Below are 22,413 nucleotides of genomic sequence, written 5' to 3' on the forward strand. Positions count from 1 at the left end.
AAGTAGCGTGGCCAGAAAGCAGCAGGAAAAATCTCTTCAGACCCAGCGCGAGTTGCTGGAATCGGCGGAAAAGCTTTTTGCCGCCAAGGGTTTTGTCGCCACGACCGTGGCCGAGATCACGGCCGACGCCGGATATGCCAAGGGCAATTTTTATCGGCACTGGCCGAGCAAGGACGAGATCATGTTGGAGATAATTGCCGGCAAGATGCAGTCGTACCGCCGGATGCGCGATAATGCCCTGCGTGACGCGCATAGCCTGGAAGAGGTCATGGCGCATATCCTGGACTTCCTGGAAGGCATGATCGACGACCGCAACTGGAGTTCCGTTTTTCTGGAATTCACCATCCACGCATCGCGCACTCCAGAGCTGCGCGCCCAGCTCAACCAGTCCATTTATCGCCTTTCCAACGATATTTTCGAGGATATTGCTGGCCCTTACGTGACCGGTTCCTACCCGGCGCGCAAGATTGGGGCGCTCAATACGGCCTTGTTCGAAGGCTTTCTCATCCATTCACTTTTGGGCACTGGAACTATCGAGCGGGCCGATTTTCGGCGCGCGGCCATGAAATTGGCCCTGGCCAACGCGGGAGATGAATAAAAAGTCGTGACGGCCGCGCATGGGGCGCGGTCGTTTTTTTACGTGGAGGATTTTTCGATGAGTTTTTTTGCGCGGATCATGACTGGAATCGCTTTTGTGTGCGCTTGCGGCTGGGGCGGCGCGGTAGTTGCCGCCGAGCCGATCAAGTTGTCGTACAGCAATTTTTTCCCCCCGACCCATATTCAGTCCAAGCTGGCCGAACAGTGGTGCCGGGAAGTGGAGACTCGTTCCGGCGGACAGGTTGTCATTGAGTATTATCCGGCCGGCACACTGACCAAACCCAAGGATTGCTACGATGGCGTTGTCCAGCGCATTTCCGATATCGGGCTGTCCGCGCCGGGGTATACCAAGGGCCGGTTTCCGGTCATGAACGGCGTGGATCTGCCCATGGGCTATACCTCCGGCGTTCAGGCCACGGCCGTGGCCAATGCGGTGTTCGGCAAGTTTACGCCCAAGGAATTTGATGATGTGCATGTCCTGTACTTTCACGCCCACGGGCCGGGCAAACTGCATACGGCCGGCAAGCCCGTGAAGACCATGGCCGATTTGAAAGGCATGAAGATCCGGGCCACGGGCAACAGCGCCAGCGTCATCACTGCCCTGGGTGGCAGCCCCGTGGCCATGTCCATGCCGGATTCCTACCAGTCCATTCAGAAGGGCGTGGTCAACGGCGGGATCTACCCGGTGGAAACGAACAAGGGGTGGAAGATGGGCGAGGTGGTCGATTACCTGACCGACACCACGGCCGTGGCCTACACCACGACCTTCTTCGTGGTCATCAACAAGGATGTCTGGGCTTCCTTGCCGCCCGAGGCCCAAAAAGCCATGACCGAGGTCAGCGCCGAATGGATTCCCAAGCACGGCCAAGCCTGGGACGAGAGCGACAAGGAAGGGCTGGATTTTTTTCTGGGCCAATCCGGCAATGCCGTCGTGACCATGGACGATCAGGAGACCCAGGCTTGGAAAAAGGCCATGGAGCCCATTTTTGTGGAATATGAGGGCGAGTGCGCCAAGGTCGGCGTGGACGGCAAGGCCGTGATCGAGTTCATGCGCGCCAGCATGGCTCAATAGGTCTTCGCGAAGGGTTGATTTTTGTCGGGGGCACGGCGCGCCGTGCCCTTTCTGCTTCAAGGAGCATGTCGTGGACGTTGTCGAGAAGTTACTCCGTCAGGTGAGCGCCGCGATGCGCGCGGCCGGGAGCCTGTGTATCTTGGGCATGGTTCTGGTCACCATGGCCGATGTCGTGGGCCGGGCTGGTCAAAGCCCTGTTTTCGGATCCGAGGAGATCGTGGCCTTTTTGGCGGTTCTGGCCCTTGCCTTGAGCCTGCCGTACGGTCACGAGCACCGCACGCACATTGGCGTGGAAGTGTTCGTGCTGTTGCTTTCGACCCGGACTCGGCGCGTGCTCAAGGTTTTCCGTGACACGTTGTCCGTGCTTTTTTTTGCTCTCGTTACGGTCATGATGGGCGTCTATGCACGGGACAAGCATTTTTCAGGGGAAGTGTCTCTCAACCTTGGCCTGCCCGAGCATTATATTGTCTACGCCCTGGCGGTCTGTTTCGCCGTGACCACGGTGTACATGGCCGTGGACTTGGTCCGCTTTGTCGGTGAATGGAGGCGGTCATGACCCCGGCGACCATTGGTTTGATCGGCATCCTTGTTATGCTGGTCCTTTTCACCACGCGCATGCCCGTGGCTTTTGTCATGGGCGTGGTCGGTTTTGTCGGTTTTTCGGTCCTGACTTCGGTCCAGGGCGGGTTGAACATGCTCAGCCGCGCCATGTACGAAGTGTTCGTGTCCTACGATTTGACCACCATCCCGCTGTTCATCCTCATGGGGCAGTTGGCTTTCAACGCTGGCATCAGCCGTCGTCTTTTTTCCACGGCTCATCATTTTTTCGGACATATCCGGGGTGGATTGGCCATGGCCACGGTGACCAGCTGCACGGCATTCGGCGCGGTGTGCGGCTCCAGTCCGGCCACGGCCGCGACCATGGCGACAGTGGCTATCCCGGAAATGAAGCGTTTTGGCTACGGCGATCGTCTGGCCGCCGGAGCCGTGGCCGCTGGCGGAGGCTTGGGCATGGTCATGCCACCCAGCGTGGTCCTGATCGTATATGGTGTGTTGACCGAGCAATCCATTGGCCAACTGTTCGTGGCCGGTATCCTGCCCGCCTTGCTCCTGACCGGTCTTTTTCTTCTGGCCATCATGATTTCCTGCCGCCGCCGACCCGAGCTTGGCCCGCCCTGCGCGGCTCATTCCTGGTCCGCGCGCTTCAAGTCCCTGACAGGGTTGATCGATACCTTGGTGATTTTTGGCCTGGTCATGACAGGGTTGTCCAAGGGCTGGTTCACGCCCACGGAGGCTGCCTCGGTGGGTGCGTTTGGCGTGCTGGTCATGGGCGTTGTCCGGAGGCAGCTCGGCGTGAAGTTGATCATGAAGTCCCTGGAAGAGACCCTGCGCACTTCGTGCATGATTCTTTTTTTGGTCGCCGGGGCCGTGGTTTTCGGGAAATTTTTGGCCGTGACCCGTATCCCGTTCACCACGGCCAGCTTCATCGGTAGTCTGGACATACCGGCCATGGCCGTTCTGGGACTTATCGTGCTCATCTATTTCGTTGGCGGCTGTTTCATGGATTCGCTGGCCATGGTCATGCTGACCGTGCCGGTGTTTTTTCCCGTGATCGTGAATTTGGGTTTCGATCCCATCTGGTTCGGGGTGATCATTGTGCTCATCACCGAAATGGGAGTCATCACGCCGCCCGTGGGCATCAATGTCTATGTGGTTTACGGCGTGACCACGTCCATGAAGCAGAACATCAGCCTGGAGTCCATTTTCAGGGGTATTTATCCTTTTTTGCTGGCGACATTCGCGGGCGTGCTCATTTTGACGCTGTTTCCGGACATCGTCACCTGTCTGCCGTACGCCATGTGACGGACAGGACGTCTTTCTCCGCAAAAAAAGCCCTCGCCGGAATCCCGGCGAGGGCTTTTTGACGGGAATTCTCGTGAGGTTTTCAATACTTGATGGCCGAGAAGCGCATCAGTTTGTCCCACTGGTGGGTGGAGGTGATGCGCCGGATGGTGCCGGTTCGGCCACGTAGCACCAAGGAGTGGGTCGTGGCGCCGGTGCCGGTGTAGGTCACGCCGCCCAGGAATGTGCCGCCCGAAATGCCCGTGGCCGCGAAAAAGACGTTTTCATCGCGGACCAGGATGTCGGTGCTCAGGGTTTCGTCCAGGTTCAGGCCGAAATCCAGCACGCGCCGGCGCTCCTCCTCGGACTGCGGATCGAATTTGGCCAGCAGTTCGCCGCCCAGGGCCTTGATGGCACAGGCGGCCAGCACGCCTTCGGGCGTGCCGCCGGTACCCATCATCATGTCCACCGAGGACGACGGGTCCACGGCCATGAGGGCCCCGGCCACATCGCCGTCGGTGTGCAGCTGGATGCGTGCTCCGGCCTGACGGATGGCGGCGATGAGGTCTTTGTGTCGGGGCTTGTCCAGGACAAAGATGACCAGGTCCTCGACTTTTTTGTCCAGGGCCTTGGCGGTCTGTTCGAGGTTATGGGCGATGGGGGCGTCGATATCGACCACTCCCTTGGCCGGGGCCGGAACGACCAGTTTTTTCATGTAGTAGCTGGGACCGGGATTGAACATACTGCCGGCCGGAGCCGTGCCGACCACGGCGATGGCGTTGGGGCGGCCATAGGCCAGGAGGTTGGTGCCTTCCACCGGGTCCACGGCCACGTCCACGGCCGCGCCCCGGCCCGTGCCGACGCGTTCGCCGTTGTAGAGCATGGGTGCGTGGTCCTTTTCGCCTTCGCCGATGACGATTTTGCCGTCGATGTCCAGGCTGTTGAAGGACAGGCGCATGGCGTCCACGGCCGCGCCGTCGCCTTCATTCTTGGCGCCCTTGCCGAGCCAGCGGGCCGAGGCCAGGGCCGCGGCTTCCGTGACCCGGACCAGATCCATGGCCAGATTGCGTTGTGGTGCTTCCATGGCGGTCATGGCTAACCCCGGATGAAGTCGATGAGGTGGGCGGCGGTGAAGCCGTATTTTTCCTTGAGCACCGAGGCCGGAGCCGAGGCGCCGAAGTGGTTGATGCCCCAGACCTTGCCGTCCAGACCGACATATTTGTACCACAGATCGGTTCGACCGGCCTCGATGGCCACTCGCTTGGTGATGGCGCGCGGCAGGACCGACTCCCGGTATTCCGGACTTTGTTCGTCGAAAAGTTCCATGCTGGGCACGGACACGACGCGAATTTTCTTCTCCGGCAGGGCCTTGGCCGCTTCCACGGCCAGATGCACTTCCGACCCCGAGGCCAGGAGAAGCGTTTCCGGATTGCCCTGTTCGGGGTCAAGAACCACATAGGCGCCCTTGGCCACATGGTCTTCCAGGGACGCGGGCAAATCCAGCACGGGCAGGCCCTGGCGAGTAAAGACCAGCACCGAGGGGCGGTTTTTCTGTTTGAGGGCCACGGACATGCAGGCCGCGCTTTCGCGGGCGTCGGCCGGACGCAGCACGAGCAGGTTCGGAATCAGGCGTAGGGCGCTGACGTGCTCGACGGGCTGGTGGGTCGGGCCATCCTCGCCGACAAAGAAGGAATCGTGGGTGAAGATGTGCAGGACCGGCAGGTGCTGCAAGGCGGACATGCGGATGGCGTTTCGTTCGTAGTCCGAAAAGACCAGGAAGGTCGCGCCAAAGGGAACGATGCCGCCGTGCAGGGCCAGACCGTTCAAAATGGCGGCCATGGGAAATTCACGCACGCCAAAGCACAGATTGCGGCCCAGGGGATTGGTCTGGGCGTGGAAAATACCGGTCGACTCCCGGAATTTGACCGTCTGATTGGAGGGGTCAAGATCGGCCGAGCCGCCCATGAGTATCGGGAGCTGTTCGGCCATGGCGTTCAGGCAGGCACCGAACGCCTTGCGCGTGGCCACGCTGGCTCCGGTTTCATACGCCGGCCAGGTCAGGTTGCTCTCGCACACAGGTTGGGTGGCATGTTTCCACTTGGCGGCAAAGGTCGGGTCGGCCAGCCTGGCGGCCAGGGTCTTGTCCCAGGTCGCGCGGGCGGCGCGCAGACTGTCGAACCTGGCTCGAAAGTGCGCGACCACGTCTTCGGGCAGATGGTATTCTTCGTCGGGCAAGCCCAGCTTGGCCTTGGTGGCCGTGATTTCCTCGCTGGACAAAGGAGACCCGTGGGTCGATTCGCTGCCTTCGAGGGTGGCGCAGCCCTTGGCCATGGTCGTGTGCCCGATGATCAGGGTCGGCTTGGTCGTCTCGGCCTGGCCGGCCGTGATGGCGGCCCGGATCTGGTCGTGGTCGTGGCCGTCGATCTCGATGACCTGCCAGTGCATGCTTTCGAACAGGGCTTTATGGTCGGTCGTGTCCACCCGGCTGGTGGGACCGGCCAGCTGGATTTTGTTGCTGTCGTAGTACACGATGAGCTTGCCCAGGCCCCATTGCCCGAACAGGGCCGCGCTGCCCAGACAGATGGGTTCCTGGATGTCTCCGTCGGAAGACAGGACATAGGTGTAGTGTCCGGCAACTTCCGCATCCAGGTAGGCGCGCAAAAAAGCCTCGGCCACGGCCATGCCGCCGGCCATGGCAAAGCCCTGGCCCAACGGACCGGTGGTGGCTTCCACGCCGTCGGTCATGTCGTGCTCGGGATGCCCCGGTGTTTTGCTGCCAAACTGGCGAAAGGATTTGAGGTCGTCGAGGGTCAGGCAGCCGCGCAGCGTCAGTAGCGCGTACAGCAGGGCGGACTCGTGTCCGGCGGAGAGCACGAAACGGTCGCGGTTGAACCATTTGGCGTCCGACGGATCGAATTTCAGGAAATCCTTGAAGAGGATGTAGGCATAGTCCGCCGAGGACATGGCGCCGCCCGGATGCCCGGAGTTGGAGGTCCGAACCGTGTCCATGATCAGGCCTTTGATGACATGGACGGCTTTCTGGTCAAGCTGGATGGAAGTAGTGGTCATTTCTCTTCTCGTGCAATGATTGCGGGCAAAACAAATTTACCGGGCGCAAGGGTTTTGGGAAATCGTGTCGATGAGGTCCACGCGTCGCTGATGTCGGCCGCCTTCAAACGCAGTGCCGAGGAAGGCGTCCGCGATGGACTTGGCCAGATCGACCCCGATGATGCGTTCGCCCATGCAGAGGACGTTGGCGTCATTGTGCATGCGGCTCATGCGAGCCATGTATTCGTTGGCGCACAGCGCCGCCCGGATGCCGGGAAAGCGGTTGGCGGTGACGGAGACGCCGATACCCGAACCGCAGATGAGAATCCCCAGGGCCTGGCGGGCCAGAACCTCGCGGGCCAGATCGGCCGCGAAGCGGGGATAGTCGCAGCTGTCCAGGGAATGGGTGCCGACATCAATGATTTCTCGGCCGCCGCCGACATGTTCCTTGAGAAGTGCTTTGAGGGTGAAGCCCGCATGGTCGGAGCCGAAAACGATGGTACGCATGCTTTTAATCCTCGGATTTCGCGTCGCGGTTGCGTTTGGCGACGAATTCCGCGCGCGTGTTGACCAAATCCTGTTCGAGGTGGGTGATTTCCTCTCGGAGAAAGACGATTTGTTTCAACGTCAGATCGTTGTCGCTGGAGTGGGGGTCGAAGAGCCCGCCCTTTGCCTGGGCCTCGGCATAGCTTTTTCCAAGGTTTTGGTATTCCTCGGACAGGCGTTTTTTCATTTGTCTGATTTCCCAGCGCCGAACGCCTTTGATAAACACCCATTTGGTTTCACTGGCCAGAACCTTGAATCCATTCACCACGGGTTGGAATAGTTTGTTTGTCATCGATGGTCTCCGATTGTGGGGGGTCAGTTGTTCACTGCGCCTGATTCGAGGCGCATCCAGACGGTGTCTTGGGGCGGCCGCAAATCCATGTCGGCGGCCAGCCATCCGTGACCTTGTTCCAGGGTTTTGATCCGCAGCACGGCCTTGCCGTCGCGGGGGGATTCGAACGTGAATTTCTTGAACAGACGGCGCCCGGTGAAAGCCGGGTTTTCGTAGGGGGTTTCGCAGGTCAGCGTCCAGCCTTTTTTCCCTCGCAATATCAACATGCTTCCGTTACCGGTGGCTTCCAGACTGGTTACGTCGCCCGTGCGGAACACAAAGCGGAACCGTCCTTCGGGCGTGCGCTGTTCCTTGGCGGGGACGGCGGGCAAAAGCGGGCCCAGATCGCCGCTCAGCAGGCTGCCGACTTGCCTGGCCGTGAAGGGCACTGGAATCTTGAAGAAGTTCAGACCCATTTTGGCCTCGTCATGGTGGTAGGCCTTGTTTTCGGACGGGAGGTACGCCGCCCAGAGGTAGGCCGTTTCGCGGATCATGGCCACGACTCCGCCAGTACTGGAGGACAGGTCCAGGCGGATCAGCGAGTCTGGATAGCCCCAGATGTGGCCGAGCAGCCTGCCCGAGGTGCGTGGACCGGCCACATGCAGGGAAAATTGGGCCAGAATTTGGTCCGCAGGCGGGGTTTCTGGATGGAACGAGGCCCAGATTTCGGTGGCGGCACTCCGATCTTCCAGGGGGATCTTGGGAGCGCAGGCGCTGGTCAGGGCGAGACAAAGAAAAAACAGGCCCAACAGTCGGGTCATTGGAGTCCTCGCAGGGCTTCGAGTTTGGCCCGGACGGCATTCACGTTTTCACCATTGAGCCGCACGGATTTTGTGTATCCCTTGCGGGCCTCGCCAGGAAAATGCATGGCCGCGGCGATATCGCCGTAATGCTCCCAAATGACGGGGTCTTCGGGCGCGAAACGCACGGCGCGCTTGATTTCCTGCCATGCTTGTCGGATTTTTTTTTGTTTGAAGTAAACCCAGGCCAGGGAGTCGATGAAATATCCGTTGTCCGGCTCGACGCGGATGGCGTTTTCGATCAGAACCACGGCCCGTTCCAGGTCGCGGCCCTGATCGGCCAGGGTGTACCCTAGATAATTCAGGGCATCGGCATGCTCCGGGTTCAAGGAGATGGTTTTTTCCATCATGACCATGGCCTGATCGTGATCGCCCATTTTGTCGTGAACAAGACCCAGACGGTAGGTGATGGCGGAGTTCCCGGGCCAGGCCGACGCGGCCTTGAGCAGGACGTCCAGGCTTTGGTCGTAGTGTTTGGCGTGTTCGTGGATTTCAGCCAGAAGCACGGGAAAATCCACTTGGGCCGGGTAAAGCTTCATGCCCAGGAGACAAAGCTCCTTGGCCGCGTCTTTTTCGCCGTCCTGAAAAAGAAGGTGAACCCGAAAGATCATGGCCCGTTCATGATGTGCGTGGCCTTCGGGGATTGCTTCCAGATAGGCTCTGGCCTTGGCCGCGTCCTCCCGTCCTTCGTATTCGAGCACCGCCAGGTAAAACAGGGCGTTGACTGGAATCGGGGTCTGGGCGGCCAGCGGATCGAGGAGTTGCGCCGCGTGGTCGTAGAAGTCCTGGTTGAGGAAAAGGTTGGCGGCTTCAAGGGCCAGGGTCTGGTCATCCTGGGCTTGCAGGACGTAGGCCAGCGCTTTGTCCGGGTTGTTGAGCTTGAGGTTGAGATCCACCAAGCGAAAGATGATTTGCGGATTGTCGGCTCCGGTTTCGTGGAGCTCCGCGAAGATGCGCTCGGCATCGACGTAATTTTTGATGGCTTCGTAGGTCAGGGCCATTTCCACCCAGGCGTCGAAATATTCCGGATCGGTTTCGACCACTTTTTCAAAATGCTCGATGGCCCGGTCATAAAGGCCCAGGCCAAAAAAGGCCTTGCCCAGGAGAAAACCGGTCACGGTCGTGACCTTGCCCTTGGGGATGGCCATGAGACGATCCACGGCGTCGGCGTAATTCCGTTGTTCAATGCGGTAGGCCGCGGCTTCGTGAACCAACTCGACCAAGTCGGGATGCTTTTCGAGATAGTCGTCCAAGGTCAGCACCGCGTCGTCAAAACGGCCTTGGGCGGCGTAGGTTTTGGCCAGGGTCAGGAGCAGGACCTGAGCGTCGGGGAAGATCCGAAGACCGTCCTTGAGAATTTGGTGCGCGTCGTCGAAGCGTGTCGCCCGCCAGTACAGATTGCCCAGCTCCAGGTACAGTTCCGGGGTCGGGGCCAGCTCGATGGCCACCTCCAGGGATTGGATGGCCTGGGCCGGATCCTGGTCGCGCAGGTATTCGCGGTAGGCCAAATAGTTGTAGATGGCCTGGGCATCCTTGGATTCCGGAGTGGTGGCGGGAACGGGCGGAGGAGGAAGAACGCCTTTCTGGGAGGCGCAGCCAATGGCCAGGATCAGGAAAAAAAAGGCCGCATAGCGGATTGGTGAGGTTGCGATCATGGATTGACGTGCTTGAAACTGGCGTTCTGTTGGTGATATGTTTGAATAATTTGATAAATTTTTTTGCCCATGAGAAGCCCCAGGTCAATGAACTCCGGACCGTAAATTTTTCCGGTTTGGGTCCGGAACGTGTTCTGAATCGAGGCGATAACTTCCATCCCGGTCGGAAATTTGTCCAGGATCTGTTCCAAGGTCCATTCCTGGTAGTTGCATATCTCCCAGAGGGTGGTGATGAAATTGTCCGGGCCCCAGCGGAATTTGTCGGCATCGTACAGGGCGTCGGCCACGAGTTGGGCGTCGGCATGTTCGAATCCGATTGGCTCGGAAAAGGCCTCGTGGCAGCCAATGGCGCGGGAAATCATCTGCTTTTCACGGTCAAGAAGAGGATAGTCCTGGAGGACAAGCAAGGCAAGCTCGGCACCGCGCGCGGCGTGTTCTCCCTCCAGGCGGCAGCTGTCGTGGAGCAGGCCGGCCAGCATGGCCAGCAGGCTCAGACGACGGGCCGTGTCCATGCCCATGGGCGCGCCGTCCGCCAAAACCAGGGCGCAGGCCTCGATGGCCACTTTTTTGGAATGGGCGATGCCATGCCCGAAGCCATCATTGAGAAAGGGCAGCGCGTCCTCGCGGCAGCGGATGATCAGTGGATGGGAAAAAAAAGCATCCCGGGCAAAAGCCAGTTCGGCGCTCAGGGCGGCGTAGAAACTGGGCACGGTTTCGGGTGTCACCCCTGAGCTTTCCTGGCGGATGCGGCGAAGGATTTCAGTTTTCATGTTCGATCCATTCCTCGGAAAAATCCTGAATGGTGGTGCTCATCTGGTGCTTGATTTTTTGGAGCAGCCTGGCCTCTATTTGACGTACCCGTTCGCGGGTGATGCCGTATTTGTCACCGATCTCGCGCAGGGTGATGGGCGAATCGGCCAGCAGACGCTGTTCCAGGATGTCGCGTTCCTTTTCATTAAGACCGGCCCGGATGGCGTCGATATTGTCGTGAATGAGCGTGCTGATTTCATCCGACGCCATTTGCTCCTCGATGCCCGCTTCCAGGGCCGGGATGAAATCCATGGGCGTGTAGCTGGAATCGTCACCGATCTGCATGTCCAGGGAAACGTCGTGCTGGCCCAGACGTTGACCCATCTCGATGATGTCGCTTTCGGACACCTGAAGATTCTTGGACAGGGTCGAGGTATCGGGATCGTACCCCAGGGCTTGGAGCCGCTGGCGTTCCTTGCCCAGGTTGTAGAACAGTTTGCGCTGGGCCTGGGTCGTGCCGATTTTGACCATGCGCCAGTTGTCCATGATGAATTTCAGGATGTAGGCCTTGATCCAGAACGAGGCATAGTAGGAAAACTTGATGCCCTTGTCCGGGTCGAATTTTTGCACGGCCTTCATCAGACCGACATTACCCTCTTGGATCAGGTCCAGCACGTTTTTCATCCAGCGTCGCTGGAAGTCCATGGCGATCTTGACCACCAGACGCAGGTTGGAGGTGATGAGAACAAAGGCGGCCTGCTCTTCCTTGTCGTCCCGGTAACGTCTGGCAAGATCAAATTCCTCGTCCTGCTCCAGCGGGCGGAATTTTTTGATTTCCTGAAGATAGATATGCAACGGGTCGAGGCCCACGACATCGCGTCGGGCCGGCGGTGGGGCCAGGACCAGGGGTTCTGTCTCGGGTTCGTCGTCGTCGACCAGTTCGATGACGTCCTCGGGATCGAGGATCTCCTCGGCTTCGTGTTGCTCGTCGATGGGTGTTTCGTCCTTGGGGTGCGTGAAGGTCATGATATGTGCTCGCTCGTGACCCGTGATGGCCACGCGCCGCATGAATGTGGGGTTTACGCGCGCCATGAAGTCGCCGCGTGGTTCGCATTTCCGAAGTCTGAACATATAGAGTTTTTGTTTGTCCTTTTCAATGATTTTCAGTAGGTCACTTCGTTCACCCACGGTGTGTGGTTTCCGCGAAAAGAGTGGGAGGTTGCTGGATGCGGGATTTTCGTCGTCGGCTTGCAGGTGGATCGGTTTTGATTTTTGACGGGGCCATGGGCAGCATGCTCCAGCGTCGCGGGCTCGCGCCCGGGGAATCTCCGGAAGAGTTCGGCATGCGTCATCCCGAGGCCATCGCGGCGGTTCACGCCGAATACGCCGTGGCCGGAGCCGAGGTGGTCACCACCAATACCTTTGGCGCGACCCGCTTCAAGCTTCCCCGTGGTTTGCGCGTCGAGGACGTGAATCAGGCCATGGCGCGCGCGGCCCGACAGGCCGTGGGCGAAAACGTTTTTGTCGCCGGCAGTGTCGGCCCCACCGGCAAGATGATCGAACCCCTGGGCGATATTTCGTTTCGGGAGCTGGTCGAGGTTTTTAAGGAGCAAATCCGGGGGCTGGCCGCCGGCGGCGTGGACCTGATCCTGGGCGAGACCCATTTCGATCTGGCCGAGGCACGGGCCGTGGTTGTCGCCGCGCGCGAGGTCTGCGATTTGCCCGTGGGCATCAGCATGACCTTCGAGGACGGGGTCAGCTTGACCGGCACCACGCCGGCCGTCTTTGCCCAGACCATGGCCAACATGGGCGTGGACTTGATCGCCTCCAACTGCAGCGCTGGACCCGAGCAGCTAATCGGAATCGCCCGGGCCATGCTGGCCGTGACCGATTTGCCCGTGCTCATCGAGCCCAACGCCGGCCTGCCGGAGTTGGTGGATGGGGCCACGGTTTTCCGCCTGCCTCCGGATCCCTTCGCGACCACGGTGTCCACCCTGGTGGCCGATGGGGCGCGGTGCCTGGGGGGATGCTGCGGCACCACGCCGGACCATATCCGGGCCCTGACCGCCCTGGTCGCGGGGAAAACCGCGGCGGCGGTCGAGCGCAACCCGGCCCCGTGCCTGGTGGTCACCTCGCGCGCGTCCGCGGTGGAGTTTGGGTTCGACCGACCCTGTCGCATCATCGGGGAGCGCATCAATCCCACGGGCAAGGCCGAACTGGCCGAGGAACTGCAACGTTTCGAAACCCGCCGCGTCCTGACCTACGCCGAGGAACAGATCGCCATGGGAGCGAATCTGCTCGATGTCAATGTCGGGGCGCCCATGGTCGACGAGGAGCGGATGCTTCCCCTGGCCGTGAAGAGCCTGACCAGCGCCTTTTCCATCCCGCTCTGTCTCGATTCCAGCAACGACGCCGCCATCCGCGCGGCCCTTGACGCCTATCCGGGCTCGCCCCTGGTCAATTCCATCAGTGGCGAGGAAAACCGCATGGATCTGCTTGGCCCCGTGTGCCGGGATCATGGCGCGCCGTTTATCCTGCTGCCTCTCAAGGGCCGCAAGCTGCCGGTGACCGCCGTCGAGCGTCTGACCATTATCGAGGATCTGCTGGCCCGGGCCGAAGCCCTGCGCATCCCCCGGCGGCTGATCCTGGTTGATGCCCTGGCCCTGACCGTGTCTTCCAAGCCCGAGGCGGCCAAGGCCTGTCTGGAGGTGATCCGGCATTGTCGCGAACGCTGGGGTCTGGCCGCGACCATGGGGTTGTCCAATGTCTCCTTCGGGCTGCCGGCCAGGGAACTGATCAATTCGACGTTTCTGGCCATGGCCATGGGCGTGGGCATGGCCTCGTTCATCGCCAACCCCAATGCCAACCGTCTCCGGGAAAACCTGGCCGCGGCCGAGGTTTTGCTCGGCCGGGACCGTCAGGCCGAACGTTTCATCGCCGGCTATGCCGGCTGGACCCCAGGCGCGGCCAGCTCGGGGGCGGCGACCGCCGCGAGCACTCTTGATGACGGCTCGCCCATTGCCGTGGCCGTGATCAAGGGTCAGAAAGACCGCATCGCGAATCTTCTGGGCGACCGCGTCGCCGCCGGTGAGGATCCCTTTGCCTTGGTGGATGGCGAGATGATCCCAGCCATCACCGTGGTTGGCGAAAAGTACGAAAAAAAAGAATATTTTCTGCCACAACTGCTTCTGTCCGCCGAGACCATGCAGACCGGGTTCGACTCCATCAAGCATCTGTTGGTGCGCGACGGCCAGGATGCCAAGGCCACCATTGTCATGGCCACGGTGGAGGGAGATATTCATGATATCGGCAAGAACATTGTCTGTCTGATGTTGCGAAATTTTGGCTACCAAGTGGTGGATTTGGGCAAGGACGTCCCTGCCGCCGACATCGTGGATGCCGCCATTCGTCACAACGCCGCCGTGATCGGCCTGTCCGCGCTCATGACCACGACCATGGTCCGCATGGAAGACACGGTTCGCCTGGTGCGCGAGCAAAATTTGTCCTGCCGGGTCATGGTGGGCGGAGCCGTGGTCACCCAGGCTTTTGCCGATCTGATCGGGGCGCATGGCTACGCCGACGACGCCGTGGCGGCCGTGCGCGTGGCCACCCGGCTTTGCGCCGGGATCACTCCGGCCTGATTGTATTATTTGGTTTTCACGAGGATTGACCCATGGAAAAATTTGTACTGCGAAAAGCGACCATGGCGGACGTCAAGCCCATTCATGGCCTGCTCATGGCCTGCGCCAACAAGCGTTTGCTTCTGCCCCGATCCTACAATGAGCTTTATTCCCACTTGCGTGATTTCCTCGTGGTCGAGAACACGGAAGCAGCGGAAGTGGTCGGGTGTTGCGCCCTGGCCATCACTTGGGAAGGCCTGGCCGAGGTGCGCTCCCTGGCCGTGATCGAAAGCGCCCAGGGCCAGGGCCTGGGCCGGCGTTTGGTGGAGGCCTGTGTCAGCGATGCCGTGACTTTTGGTATTTACAAGGTATTTGCCTTGACCTATCAGGTCGCCTTTTTCCGCAAGCTCGGATTCGACGAGGTCAGCAAGGACATTCTGCCGCAAAAGGTCTGGGCGGATTGCCTGAAATGTCCGCAGTTCCCGGAATGCGACGAAGTGGCCATGATGATTGAATTGTAGCTCCGGCTGCCAGGGAGGCTATGGATGGAATTTGTCAAATTGTTCGATCGCGACCAGATCGATGCCCGAGCCAAGGAGCTGGGGCGGGAGATTTCCTCGCTATACGGTGACGAGCCCCTGATATGTGTCTGTGTCCTCAAGGGGGCCTACGCTTTTTTCACGGATTTGATGCGGAATCTGACCATTCATCCGCTCATGGATTTCGTCCGCTTGTCGAGCTATGCCGACCAGACATCGCGGCAAAGCCGGATGGTCTTCTCCAAGGACATGGAAATCGACGTCAAGGATAAGCACGTCCTGGTGGTGGAAGACATTGTCGACACCGGGCACTCCATGAAATTCTTGACCAAGGTTTTGGAGGCACGCAGCCCAAGATCCATCCGGATCGCGGCCATGATCGACAAGCGCGAACGGCGCGAGGTGGACATCCAGGTTGATTTCGTGGGGTTTTCGTTGGAAAAGGGTTACATTGTCGGTTATGGACTGGACTACGCCGAACAGTTCCGGGAACTGGACGGTATTTATCATCTGAATTTACCTTGAGCGCAGTGCACGCGGCCAAGACCGTATTCAAGGACATGCCATGCTCGTACAGTGCCCAGAATGCAGCACAAAGTATAATCTGAACGAAAAACAGATCGCGCCAGAAGGGAGTAAGGTTCGCTGCTCCCGGTGCAAGAATGTTTTTACCGTTTTCCCGCCAAAAACCGAGGGCGCGCCGGCTGATCGTGACGAAGCGCGAGCCGAGGTTCCCAGCGTCGTCACCAGGGATGGGTTCGAAACCCCGGCGGAAAAAAAATCGGACCGCTCCAAGGCGGACCAGTCGCCTGGATCGACCCCGACAACGGATGTCGATGACGATTTGAACCAGTCCTTGAAGGACGGACCGCGCGAAGATGGTACGAAAACGGGTGCCGCCCGGTCATCGGATCGCGAAGCGCCGGGTCCCGTGGACAATGACGTGGACGATCTCCTGTCCGGATCGAGGGGCCGGTTCGATGCCTCGTCGACGGCATCGGTCGCCGCGACACAAGCTTCGTCCTTCGAGGATGAGCTGGACGAGATTTTCTCCGGCAAGAAGGAATCGACGCCCGCGCCCGCTCCCCAACCCACGACCAGCGCCTTCGAGGATGAGCTGGACGAGATTTTTTCCGGCAAGAAGGAATCGACGCCCGAGCCTGCTCCCCAACCCACGACCAGCGCCTTCGAGGATGAGCTGGACGAGATTTTCTCCGGCAAGAAGAAATCGGCGGCCGAGCCCGCTCCCCAACCCTCGACCAGTGCCTTCGAGGACGACTTGGATCAGCTTTTCGCCGAGAAGAGCTCCACCCAGGCCAAGTCCGAATCTCCGGCCCGTCCGGCCAAGGCGTCCGCCTTCGATGACGATCTTTCCGATGCGCTCGCGGACACGGGCAAAACAGCGCGTCCGTCCTCCTCCAAGGAAGACATGATGGCCGATCTGGAAGGAGCATTCCAGCCGCCTCTTATTGGCAAGACGCCACGTGACGAATTGTTCGACGATGAGCCCAGGGGCGCGGAAAAGTCCAGCCGGTTCGGTCTGATCGTGTCGATTTTGCTGTTGTTGATCATGGCCACCGGAGTCGGAATTTTCGTGAAGTTCTTTTGGATGCCCGCTCACGAGACGGGGTCCAACGCCACGGCCCCGGCGGCCGGCGCCGAGACGGGCAACGCCGCCACGCCAGCGAGCGCGCCCCAGATCGCCCTGGAAAACGTGCGCCAGTATTTCGTGCCCAACGAGAAGGAAGGCCAACTTTTCATTATCGAGGGCAAGGCCGTGAACCACTACCAGGAGCCCAGGGAACTGGTTCGCCTCAAGGCGTCCCTATTCGACAAGCAGGGCAAGGTGGTTACTTCCCAGGAATTCATGTGTGGCAACGTGGTCACGTTGTATCAGCTCCAGGTTTCTTCCCGCCAGGATATCGAAGCGGCCCTGACGGCCAAGGTTGGCATTCTGGCGCACAACACCAATGTCCAGCCCGGAGCATCCGTCCCCTTCATGGTTGTCTTTTTTGGCACTCCGGAAACAGTCGAGGAGTTTGGCTTGGAAGTTCTTCAAACCCAGTCGCCACAATGACCCTTCCCTTGACCCACGCAGGCAGGCTTCGGCCTGCCTTTTTTATTCGTCATGAAAAGTAAACCCACCTATGTCTGCTCGGCCTGCCAAGCCGTGTCCGTGCGCTGGCAGGGACAATGCCCGCGTTGCCAGGCCTGGAATACCCTGGAGCTGGTTCAGGATGGCGGACCGGGGGCCGGGACCAGGATCGGAAACGCGCATCGTCCCGTTGATCTGCGGACCCTGACCGACCATGCGGAAACCAGGGTCGCGACGGAACTTGCCGGCTTGGACAGTGTCCTTGGGTCCGGATTCGTTCCGGGCGGGGTTATTCTGCTCGGCGGCGAGCCCGGCATTGGCAAGTCGACCCTGTTGTTGCAGGTTGCCGGGCTCATGGAGCGGGCGGGCAAGGCCATCGTCTATGTTTCGGGCGAGGAGTCCCTGTCACAGATCAGGGGACGGGCCGAGCGCCTGGGCATGCTGGACAGCCCCCTCACGGCCATGGCCACCAACCAGGTCGAGGATATTCTGGCCTGCATGGACGAGGGCCCGGCCTTGATGGTCGTGGATTCGGTCCAAACCATGGTTTCGGGCAGCGCCGAGGGCTTGCCCGGCTCCGTGGCCCAAGTCCGGGCCGTGGCCACGCTCTTGGTGGAACGGGCCAAGCAGCGCGGGGTGACGGTCATTTTGGTCGGCCACGTGACCAAGGACGGGCAGATCGCCGGCCCCAAGCTTCTGGAACACATGGTGGACACAGTGCTGTACCTGGAAGGGGACAAGGAGCATCTGTTCCGCATTCTGCGCGTGGTCAAGAACCGCTTTGGGCCGGCCAACGAATTGCTTGTGTTCGAAATGCGGGAGCAGGGTTTGTCCGTCATCGAGGATCCCTCGACATTTTTTCTTCAAGCCCGGGACACGGCTCTGAGCGGCACGGCCCTGGTCATGTCCATGGAGGCCCAACGGCCATTCGTGGTCGAGGTCCAGGCCCTGGTCACCAAAACCTTTCTGGCTTTTCCGCGACGCACGGCCCTGGGCTTTGACGCCAACCGTCTCCATCTGCTCATCGCGGTCATGGAAAAGCGTCTGGGGATCAATTTGGGGCAGATGGATGTTTACGCCAAGGTCGGCGGCGGATTGCGCATGAAGGACCCTGGCCTCGACCTGGGTATCGTGGCGGCTATTTTGTCCTCGCTGTATGACCGTCCCTTGCCCGAGGGCGGCGTTTTTTGGGGGGAGGTGGACCTCAACGGCCAGATTCGCCCCGTTTCCGGACATGATGTCCGGCTGCGTCAGGCCGGGAATCTTGGATACGCGCCAATGGTTCACCCCAGGATCGGGGCGGGAAAAGATGGCTCCGGCTGGTCCAGGTTGACCGACGTGCAGCGGTTTTTATTCGGCAAGGCGGGAGGCAAGGCCTAGGGCGTCCAGTCCTTGGCGATGGCAGGCCGTGGTTTGAGGCGGGGCCCCTTGTGCTTGCGCAGCCACAGGCCCAAGCGTTCCTCGTGTCCCTCGGTTTTCGGCTGGTAGAAGGTGCGTCCCTTGAGTTCCGGCGGCAGGTACTCCTGTTCCACCCAGGCTTCGGGATAGGCGTGCGGGTATTTGTATCCTTGCCCATAGCCCCATTCCTTTTGGAGGCTGGTGGAGGCGTTGCGCAAATGCAGGGGCACGGGCTTGGGTCCGTTGGTTCGGATTTCCTTCACGGCGGAGAGATAGCCCGCATAGCTGGAGTTACTCTTGGGAGCCAGCGCGAGGTAGACAGCGGTTTCGGCCATGGGAATCCAGCCTTCGGGCATGCCGATCCGTTCCACGGCCTGCTCGCAGGACACGGCCAGGGGAAGGGCCATGGGGTCGCCCAGACCGATGTCCTCCGATGCCGAAAGGATCAAACGCCGGCAGATGAAACGAGGATCTTCTCCTGTTTCCACCAGACAGGCCAAGTAATAGAGCGCCGCGTCCGGGTCCGATCCGCGGATGGACTTGATCAGGGCCGATGCCAGTTCGTAGTGCGAATCCCCATCCCGATCTCCGCGCAGGACCAATTCCGGAAGGCGGCCTTTGAGCTGCTCGGGTTCCAGGTCCTGATCTTCCAGCCCAGAGGCGAATTCCACCAGATTGAGCATGGTCCTTGCGTCCCCTCCGGCCAGGGTGGCCAGCAGTTCCAGGCTTTTTTCCGGAAGGGGCCGCCCCGTTTTTTCCAACCCGCGTTTGCCCACCTCGACCAGTTCCATCATGTTCAGGGAGCGCAGGCGCAGCACGTGCAGCCTTGATAGCAGTTGTCGGGTCACGCTAAAGGACGGATTTTCCGTGGTCGTGGCGATAAGGGTCAATTCGCCGGTCTCCAGCAGGGGCAGGAAAAAATCCTGCTGGGCCTTGGAATAACGGTGTAGCTCGTCCAGGATGAGAATGTCCGTGTTCTGGATTTGCTTGCGCAGGGTGGTGATGCCCGCTTCCGGGGCGCTGACGCGGACAAAGCTCTTGCCGCTGTGTTTCGCCAGGAGCAGGGCCACGGTCGATTTGCCGCATCCGGGCGGGCCAAAAAGAAGCAGACTGGGCAAATCCTTGGATTGCATCAGGGTCCGCAGACGCTGCCGAAAATGTCCTTGTCCGATAAAATGATCCAGGGACTCGGGCCGCAAGGATTCGGCCAGGGGGTACTTGTGTGACACGGAGAAACCTATCGGAATGTTGGCAGGGCGGCCCGGACGCAGTCCAACAGGGCGCGGGCGGATGAACCGTGAGCCGCGAGATCCACATGGCGCCCCTGGTCGTCGATGGTCCAGGTCATGGCGATGAATTCCTCGGGCAGGGAGGCGTCGGGCAGATACTCGGCCCATTCCACGACGCAAAATCGGGCCGGGTCCAGCAGGACTTCCTCGAGATCGGGGCCAAAACCGAGCCCTTCGGTGCGGTAGAGATCGAAGTGGCCGACTTCGGGAACGGTCGGGTACAGGTTGAGGATATTGAAACTCGGGCTGCTGACCTCGGCGTTCTCGCTGCCTGGAAGGGCGGCCACCAAGCCGCGAACGAAGGTGGTTTTGCCCGCCCCGAGTTGACCGCGCATGAGCAGCGGTGGCAAGGGCTTGCCCGGATCGCAGCAGGCCGCGAAAGCGCGCCCCAGGGCTTCGGTGTCGATCAGGGAGTCGAGAATCAAGCGCATCAGGTCGAGGGAATCAGGGTCTTGAGGATGTCCTTTTTGCCAACGATGCCGATCAGGCGTCCGTTTTCGACCACGGGCAGGGTGTGGAATTTTTTGTCCACCATGAGCGCCGCGATTTCATCCAGGCCCATGTCCGGGGGGATGGTCACGATCTTGGTGGTCATGGCCTGGGATACCTTGGACGCGGCGATGCGTTTGACCTCGGTTTCGATCAGGGCCGCCGAGGACAAGGGCACGAATCCGTCCCAAAGGGTGAACAATGACGGAATGGGCAGACTTTTTTGCATGCGGACCAAGTCGCTCTGGCAGAGGATGCCAACCAGGTTGTCCAGGGCATCGACCACGGGCAGACCATTGATCTGCTTGTCCAGGAGGAGGCGGGCGGCTTCGGTCACGTCCGCGTCGGGGAGGATCGTGATCACGGGGGTGGTCATGATATCTTTAGCTGTGCGCATTTTTCCACTCCTTCAATGCCAATGGCAGGTGTTCGGCGATATCCAGGGGGGTGTTGCCCCGGAACGGGAATTGACGGGCCAGCAGGGAACCGCTGTAACCATGCCAATATACGCCGAGTTGGGCGGCGGTCAATGGCGGGAAGTTCCGGGCCAGCAGACTGCCGATGATTCCCGAGAGCACGTCGCCCGAGCCGGCGATGGCCAGGTTGGGGGAGCAGAATGGCGAGATGGCTATGGGGTCCGTCGTTCCGGCGATGATGGTCGCCGCGCCTTTGAGCACCAGGTTGATTTTGTGTCGGAACGCGAATTCCCGGGCGTATCTGGCCCTGGCCAGATTGATGTCGCTTGATGAAACACCGAAGAAATTGCCCATCTCTCCCGGATGCGGGGTCAGGACGGAATTGCCGTTGAGGTGTTCGAGTAGATCCTGATTTTGGGCCAGCAGAAAGAGGGCGTCGGCGTCATAGAGCGTGTTGCGGTGCGGGGCGTCAAGGTAGGCGCGCAAAAAGTCCAGGGCTCCGGCCGTGCGGCCCAGACCCGGTCCGAGAACCACGGCCGAGAAACGGTGCAGGTGCTCGCGCACGAGGTCGAAGCAATCCGCGGTCCATTGATCCGATGCCCCCAGGCCCAGGGTCATCACTTCCGGAAAGGCGGCCGTGGCCTGGGTCAGGCCCTTGGGGCAGCCCATGGTCACCAGCCCCACGCCGCCGCGGTAGGCGCCCCTGGCGGCCAGAAGCGGAGCTCCGGTCAGGCCGGGAGATCCGCCCAAAATCAACAGGTGGCCGGAGTCGCCTTTGTGCATGGTCGGGCTGGGATCCGGAAGCAGCTGGACCAAATCGCCATCAAGGGCGACGTGGCTGGTTGGGTGGGCATCCTTGATGTGCCGGGGAATGCCGATTTTGCCAATGTGGAGTTCTCCCACGTAGGCCTTGGCCGGGGGCAGGAACAGGCCGAGCTTGGCTTCTTCGAAGGTCACGGTGGCCGTGGCCTTCACGGCCACGGGCGAGGGTTCTCCCGTGGCGCCGTTCAGGCCCGAGGGAATGTCCAGGGAGAGAACAAAGGAATCCTGGCCCAGCTTGTTCACGAATTTGATCCAGGATTGGACGTCGGGTCGGAGCTGGCCCGTGAATCCGGTGCCGAGCAGGGCGTCGATGACCAAATCGAGCTTGGGAAGAAGTTCTGGTTCGTATTCTGGCAGATAGGCGCATGAAACGCCCATTTTTTCGGCTAGTTGGAGATGATAGGCGGAGTCGTTTGTGTATTCATGGCGATGCCTGGCGTGCAGGATCAGGGTTTTGACCCCATGATTGAACAGATGCCGGGCCAGGGCGAATCCGTCTCCACCATTGTTTCCAGGGCCGGCGAAGATGATGGCCGATTTGCCTCGGAGTGGACCGAATGTTGTTTTGAGGACATGCAGGGCGTCGCGGCTGGCGTTTTCCATGAGGATTTTTCCGGACAGGCCGAATTCGGCGATGGTCAGCTTGTCCCAGTGGGCCATTTCCTCGGGCGTGGGCAGGGGAGTGAACATGCTTTATCCTATTGTTCCAGGATGACGACAGCCACGGCGTTGTCCTTGCCGTGAGAAATGCTGACGAACTGGGTTTTTACATTCATGCGCGTGCGGTGGCGCAGGGCGTGGCCATGGAAGGCAAGACACGGCTTGCCGGCGGGATCGTTCAGGATTTCGATGTCGTGCAGCGAAATGCCCTGGGTGAATCCCGTGCCCAGAGCCTTGACCGCCGCTTCCTTGGCCGCGAACCGACCGGCGAGAAAGGGAATGGGGTTCGCCGGGACCAAGGCCGACTCGGCCGGAGTCAGGATGCGGCTTTTGAAGCGCTCGCCGAATTTTTCCAGGCTGCGCGTGATCCGCGTGAGTTCGACAATATCTATGCCAAGGCCAACGATCATGATGTGGGCTCGTATGGATGTAATGTGCGCGGGT

22 protein-coding genes are annotated in these 22,413 nt (G+C 60.3%); 9 read left to right on the forward strand and 13 right to left on the reverse strand.

Translation table 11 applies throughout. The features are described 5' to 3' along the window. Positions 1-7: 7 nt before the first annotated feature. The 4 genes from EOL86_02840 (at position 8) to EOL86_02855 (ending at position 3,532) form a co-directional block, all read left to right on the forward strand. On the forward strand, positions 8-598 hold the full coding sequence (locus tag EOL86_02840) for a TetR/AcrR family transcriptional regulator (GenBank protein ID NCD24522.1): 591 nt from the start codon (positions 8-10) through the stop codon (positions 596-598). Between the two features lie 57 nt (positions 599-655). Continuing rightward, positions 656-1,669, forward strand: a complete 1,014-nt coding sequence (locus EOL86_02845) for a TRAP transporter substrate-binding protein (GenBank protein ID NCD24523.1) — start codon at positions 656-658, stop codon at positions 1,667-1,669. 70 nt (positions 1,670-1,739) lie between these two features. Then, entirely contained in the window at positions 1,740-2,225 is a 486-nt protein-coding gene (locus tag EOL86_02850) for a TRAP transporter small permease (protein ID NCD24524.1), read from the forward strand. After that, positions 2,222-3,532, forward strand: a complete 1,311-nt coding sequence (locus EOL86_02855) for a TRAP transporter large permease (protein NCD24525.1) — start codon at positions 2,222-2,224, stop codon at positions 3,530-3,532. The genes EOL86_02850 and EOL86_02855 overlap by 4 nt, the downstream gene beginning before the upstream one ends. Before the next feature lie 82 nt (positions 3,533-3,614). On the opposite strand, the gene glpX is transcribed toward EOL86_02855, so the two are convergent. From glpX to EOL86_02895, 8 genes are read right to left on the reverse strand one after another with little or no spacing between them, the layout of a single operon-like run. After that, positions 3,615-4,595 (reverse strand): class II fructose-bisphosphatase, encoded by a 981-nt coding sequence (gene glpX / locus EOL86_02860; protein NCD24526.1) that lies wholly within the window; start codon positions 4,593-4,595, stop codon positions 3,615-3,617. A gap of 11 nt (positions 4,596-4,606) precedes the next feature. Then, complete coding sequence (gene tkt / locus EOL86_02865) at positions 4,607-6,580, reverse strand: transketolase (GenBank protein NCD24527.1); 1,974 nt, start codon at positions 6,578-6,580, stop codon at positions 4,607-4,609. 36 nt (positions 6,581-6,616) lie between these two features. After that, the gene (gene rpiB / locus EOL86_02870; protein NCD24528.1) at positions 6,617-7,066 is read right to left on the reverse strand and encodes a ribose 5-phosphate isomerase B; all 450 of its coding nucleotides are present in this window, start codon (positions 7,064-7,066) and stop codon (positions 6,617-6,619) included. 4 nt (positions 7,067-7,070) lie between these two features. Continuing rightward, a complete protein-coding gene (locus EOL86_02875) occupies positions 7,071-7,397 on the reverse strand; it encodes a hypothetical protein (protein ID NCD24529.1) in 327 nt (108 codons plus the stop codon). 23 nt (positions 7,398-7,420) lie between these two features. Then, positions 7,421-8,197, reverse strand: a complete 777-nt coding sequence (locus EOL86_02880; protein NCD24530.1) for a hypothetical protein — start codon at positions 8,195-8,197, stop codon at positions 7,421-7,423. Further along, positions 8,194-9,891: a tetratricopeptide repeat protein gene (locus tag EOL86_02885; protein ID NCD24531.1), complete on the reverse strand. Its 1,698-nt coding sequence runs from the start codon at positions 9,889-9,891 to the stop codon at positions 8,194-8,196. The genes EOL86_02880 and EOL86_02885 overlap by 4 nt, the downstream gene beginning before the upstream one ends. Then, a complete protein-coding gene (locus EOL86_02890; protein NCD24532.1) occupies positions 9,888-10,661 on the reverse strand; it encodes a hypothetical protein in 774 nt (257 codons plus the stop codon). The genes EOL86_02885 and EOL86_02890 overlap by 4 nt, the downstream gene beginning before the upstream one ends. Further along, complete coding sequence (locus tag EOL86_02895; GenBank protein ID NCD24533.1) at positions 10,651-11,667, reverse strand: sigma-70 family RNA polymerase sigma factor; 1,017 nt, start codon at positions 11,665-11,667, stop codon at positions 10,651-10,653. Before EOL86_02895 ends, EOL86_02890 begins: the two co-directional genes overlap by 11 nt. A gap of 200 nt (positions 11,668-11,867) precedes the next feature. Here EOL86_02895 and EOL86_02900 point away from each other — a divergent pair, with 200 nt between their 5' ends. Genes EOL86_02900 through radA form a run of 5 tightly spaced genes read left to right on the forward strand, consistent with a single transcriptional unit; the run spans position 11,868 to position 18,275 of the window. Beyond that, the gene (locus EOL86_02900) at positions 11,868-14,282 is read left to right on the forward strand and encodes a methionine synthase (protein ID NCD24534.1); all 2,415 of its coding nucleotides are present in this window, start codon (positions 11,868-11,870) and stop codon (positions 14,280-14,282) included. Positions 14,283-14,314: 32 nt separating this feature from the next. Beyond that, a complete protein-coding gene (locus EOL86_02905; GenBank protein NCD24535.1) occupies positions 14,315-14,782 on the forward strand; it encodes an N-acetyltransferase in 468 nt (155 codons plus the stop codon). 24 nt (positions 14,783-14,806) lie between these two features. Then, on the forward strand, positions 14,807-15,325 hold the full coding sequence (hpt, locus tag EOL86_02910; GenBank protein ID NCD24536.1) for a hypoxanthine phosphoribosyltransferase: 519 nt from the start codon (positions 14,807-14,809) through the stop codon (positions 15,323-15,325). 40 nt (positions 15,326-15,365) lie between these two features. Beyond that, positions 15,366-16,877 (forward strand): DUF3426 domain-containing protein, encoded by a 1,512-nt coding sequence (locus EOL86_02915; protein ID NCD24537.1) that lies wholly within the window; start codon positions 15,366-15,368, stop codon positions 16,875-16,877. Positions 16,878-16,928: 51 nt separating this feature from the next. Next, complete coding sequence (radA, locus tag EOL86_02920) at positions 16,929-18,275, forward strand: DNA repair protein RadA (GenBank protein NCD24538.1); 1,347 nt, start codon at positions 16,929-16,931, stop codon at positions 18,273-18,275. Here radA and EOL86_02925 read toward each other — a convergent pair. From EOL86_02925 to EOL86_02945, 5 genes are read right to left on the reverse strand one after another with little or no spacing between them, the layout of a single operon-like run. Further along, positions 18,272-19,522 (reverse strand): replication-associated recombination protein A, encoded by a 1,251-nt coding sequence (locus EOL86_02925; protein ID NCD24539.1) that lies wholly within the window; start codon positions 19,520-19,522, stop codon positions 18,272-18,274. The two genes, radA and EOL86_02925, sit on opposite strands and share 4 nt — an antisense overlap. 8 nt (positions 19,523-19,530) lie before the next feature. Beyond that, entirely contained in the window at positions 19,531-20,013 is a 483-nt protein-coding gene (tsaE, locus tag EOL86_02930; GenBank protein NCD24540.1) for a tRNA (adenosine(37)-N6)-threonylcarbamoyltransferase complex ATPase subunit type 1 TsaE, read from the reverse strand. After that, the gene (locus EOL86_02935; GenBank protein ID NCD24541.1) at positions 20,013-20,468 is read right to left on the reverse strand and encodes a CBS domain-containing protein; all 456 of its coding nucleotides are present in this window, start codon (positions 20,466-20,468) and stop codon (positions 20,013-20,015) included. Before EOL86_02935 ends, tsaE begins: the two co-directional genes overlap by 1 nt. Then, positions 20,455-21,999: an NAD(P)H-hydrate dehydratase gene (locus EOL86_02940; GenBank protein NCD24542.1), complete on the reverse strand. Its 1,545-nt coding sequence runs from the start codon at positions 21,997-21,999 to the stop codon at positions 20,455-20,457. Before EOL86_02940 ends, EOL86_02935 begins: the two co-directional genes overlap by 14 nt. An 8-nt stretch (positions 22,000-22,007) precedes the next feature. Further along, positions 22,008-22,379 (reverse strand): holo-[acyl-carrier-protein] synthase, encoded by a 372-nt coding sequence (locus EOL86_02945; GenBank protein NCD24543.1) that lies wholly within the window; start codon positions 22,377-22,379, stop codon positions 22,008-22,010. Positions 22,380-22,413: the final 34 nt, after the last annotated feature.

It is taken from the genome of Deltaproteobacteria bacterium (assembly GCA_009930495.1).
In the GTDB taxonomy this organism is placed as follows: domain Bacteria; phylum Desulfobacterota; class Desulfovibrionia; order Desulfovibrionales; family Desulfomicrobiaceae; genus Desulfomicrobium.

Excerpts from the sequence above, each read along its gene's own strand:
- EOL86_02845 (NCD24523.1), top strand. The coding sequence starts at position 656 with ATGAGTTTTTTTGCGCGGATCATGACTGGAATCGCTTTTGTGTGCGCT.
- EOL86_02855 (NCD24525.1), top strand. The coding sequence starts at position 2,222 with ATGACCCCGGCGACCATTGGTTTGATCGGCATCCTTGTTATGCTGGTC.
- glpX (NCD24526.1), bottom strand. The coding sequence starts at position 4,595 with ATGGAAGCACCACAACGCAATCTGGCCATGGATCTGGTCCGGGTCACG.
- tkt (NCD24527.1), bottom strand. The coding sequence starts at position 6,580 with ATGACCACTACTTCCATCCAGCTTGACCAGAAAGCCGTCCATGTCATC.
- rpiB (NCD24528.1), bottom strand. The coding sequence starts at position 7,066 with ATGCGTACCATCGTTTTCGGCTCCGACCATGCGGGCTTCACCCTCAAA.
- EOL86_02875 (NCD24529.1), bottom strand. The coding sequence starts at position 7,397 with ATGACAAACAAACTATTCCAACCCGTGGTGAATGGATTCAAGGTTCTG.
- EOL86_02880 (NCD24530.1), bottom strand. The coding sequence starts at position 8,197 with ATGACCCGACTGTTGGGCCTGTTTTTTCTTTGTCTCGCCCTGACCAGC.
- EOL86_02885 (NCD24531.1), bottom strand. The coding sequence starts at position 9,891 with ATGATCGCAACCTCACCAATCCGCTATGCGGCCTTTTTTTTCCTGATC.
- EOL86_02890 (NCD24532.1), bottom strand. The coding sequence starts at position 10,661 with ATGAAAACTGAAATCCTTCGCCGCATCCGCCAGGAAAGCTCAGGGGTG.
- EOL86_02895 (NCD24533.1), bottom strand. The coding sequence starts at position 11,667 with ATGACCTTCACGCACCCCAAGGACGAAACACCCATCGACGAGCAACAC.
- EOL86_02900 (NCD24534.1), top strand. The coding sequence starts at position 11,868 with ATGCGGGATTTTCGTCGTCGGCTTGCAGGTGGATCGGTTTTGATTTTT.
- EOL86_02905 (NCD24535.1), top strand. The coding sequence starts at position 14,315 with ATGGAAAAATTTGTACTGCGAAAAGCGACCATGGCGGACGTCAAGCCC.
- hpt (NCD24536.1), top strand. The coding sequence starts at position 14,807 with ATGGAATTTGTCAAATTGTTCGATCGCGACCAGATCGATGCCCGAGCC.
- EOL86_02915 (NCD24537.1), top strand. The coding sequence starts at position 15,366 with ATGCTCGTACAGTGCCCAGAATGCAGCACAAAGTATAATCTGAACGAA.
- radA (NCD24538.1), top strand. The coding sequence starts at position 16,929 with ATGAAAAGTAAACCCACCTATGTCTGCTCGGCCTGCCAAGCCGTGTCC.
- tsaE (NCD24540.1), bottom strand. The coding sequence starts at position 20,013 with ATGCGCTTGATTCTCGACTCCCTGATCGACACCGAAGCCCTGGGGCGC.
- EOL86_02935 (NCD24541.1), bottom strand. The coding sequence starts at position 20,468 with ATGCGCACAGCTAAAGATATCATGACCACCCCCGTGATCACGATCCTC.
- EOL86_02940 (NCD24542.1), bottom strand. The coding sequence starts at position 21,999 with ATGTTCACTCCCCTGCCCACGCCCGAGGAAATGGCCCACTGGGACAAG.
- EOL86_02945 (NCD24543.1), bottom strand. The coding sequence starts at position 22,379 with ATGATCGTTGGCCTTGGCATAGATATTGTCGAACTCACGCGGATCACG.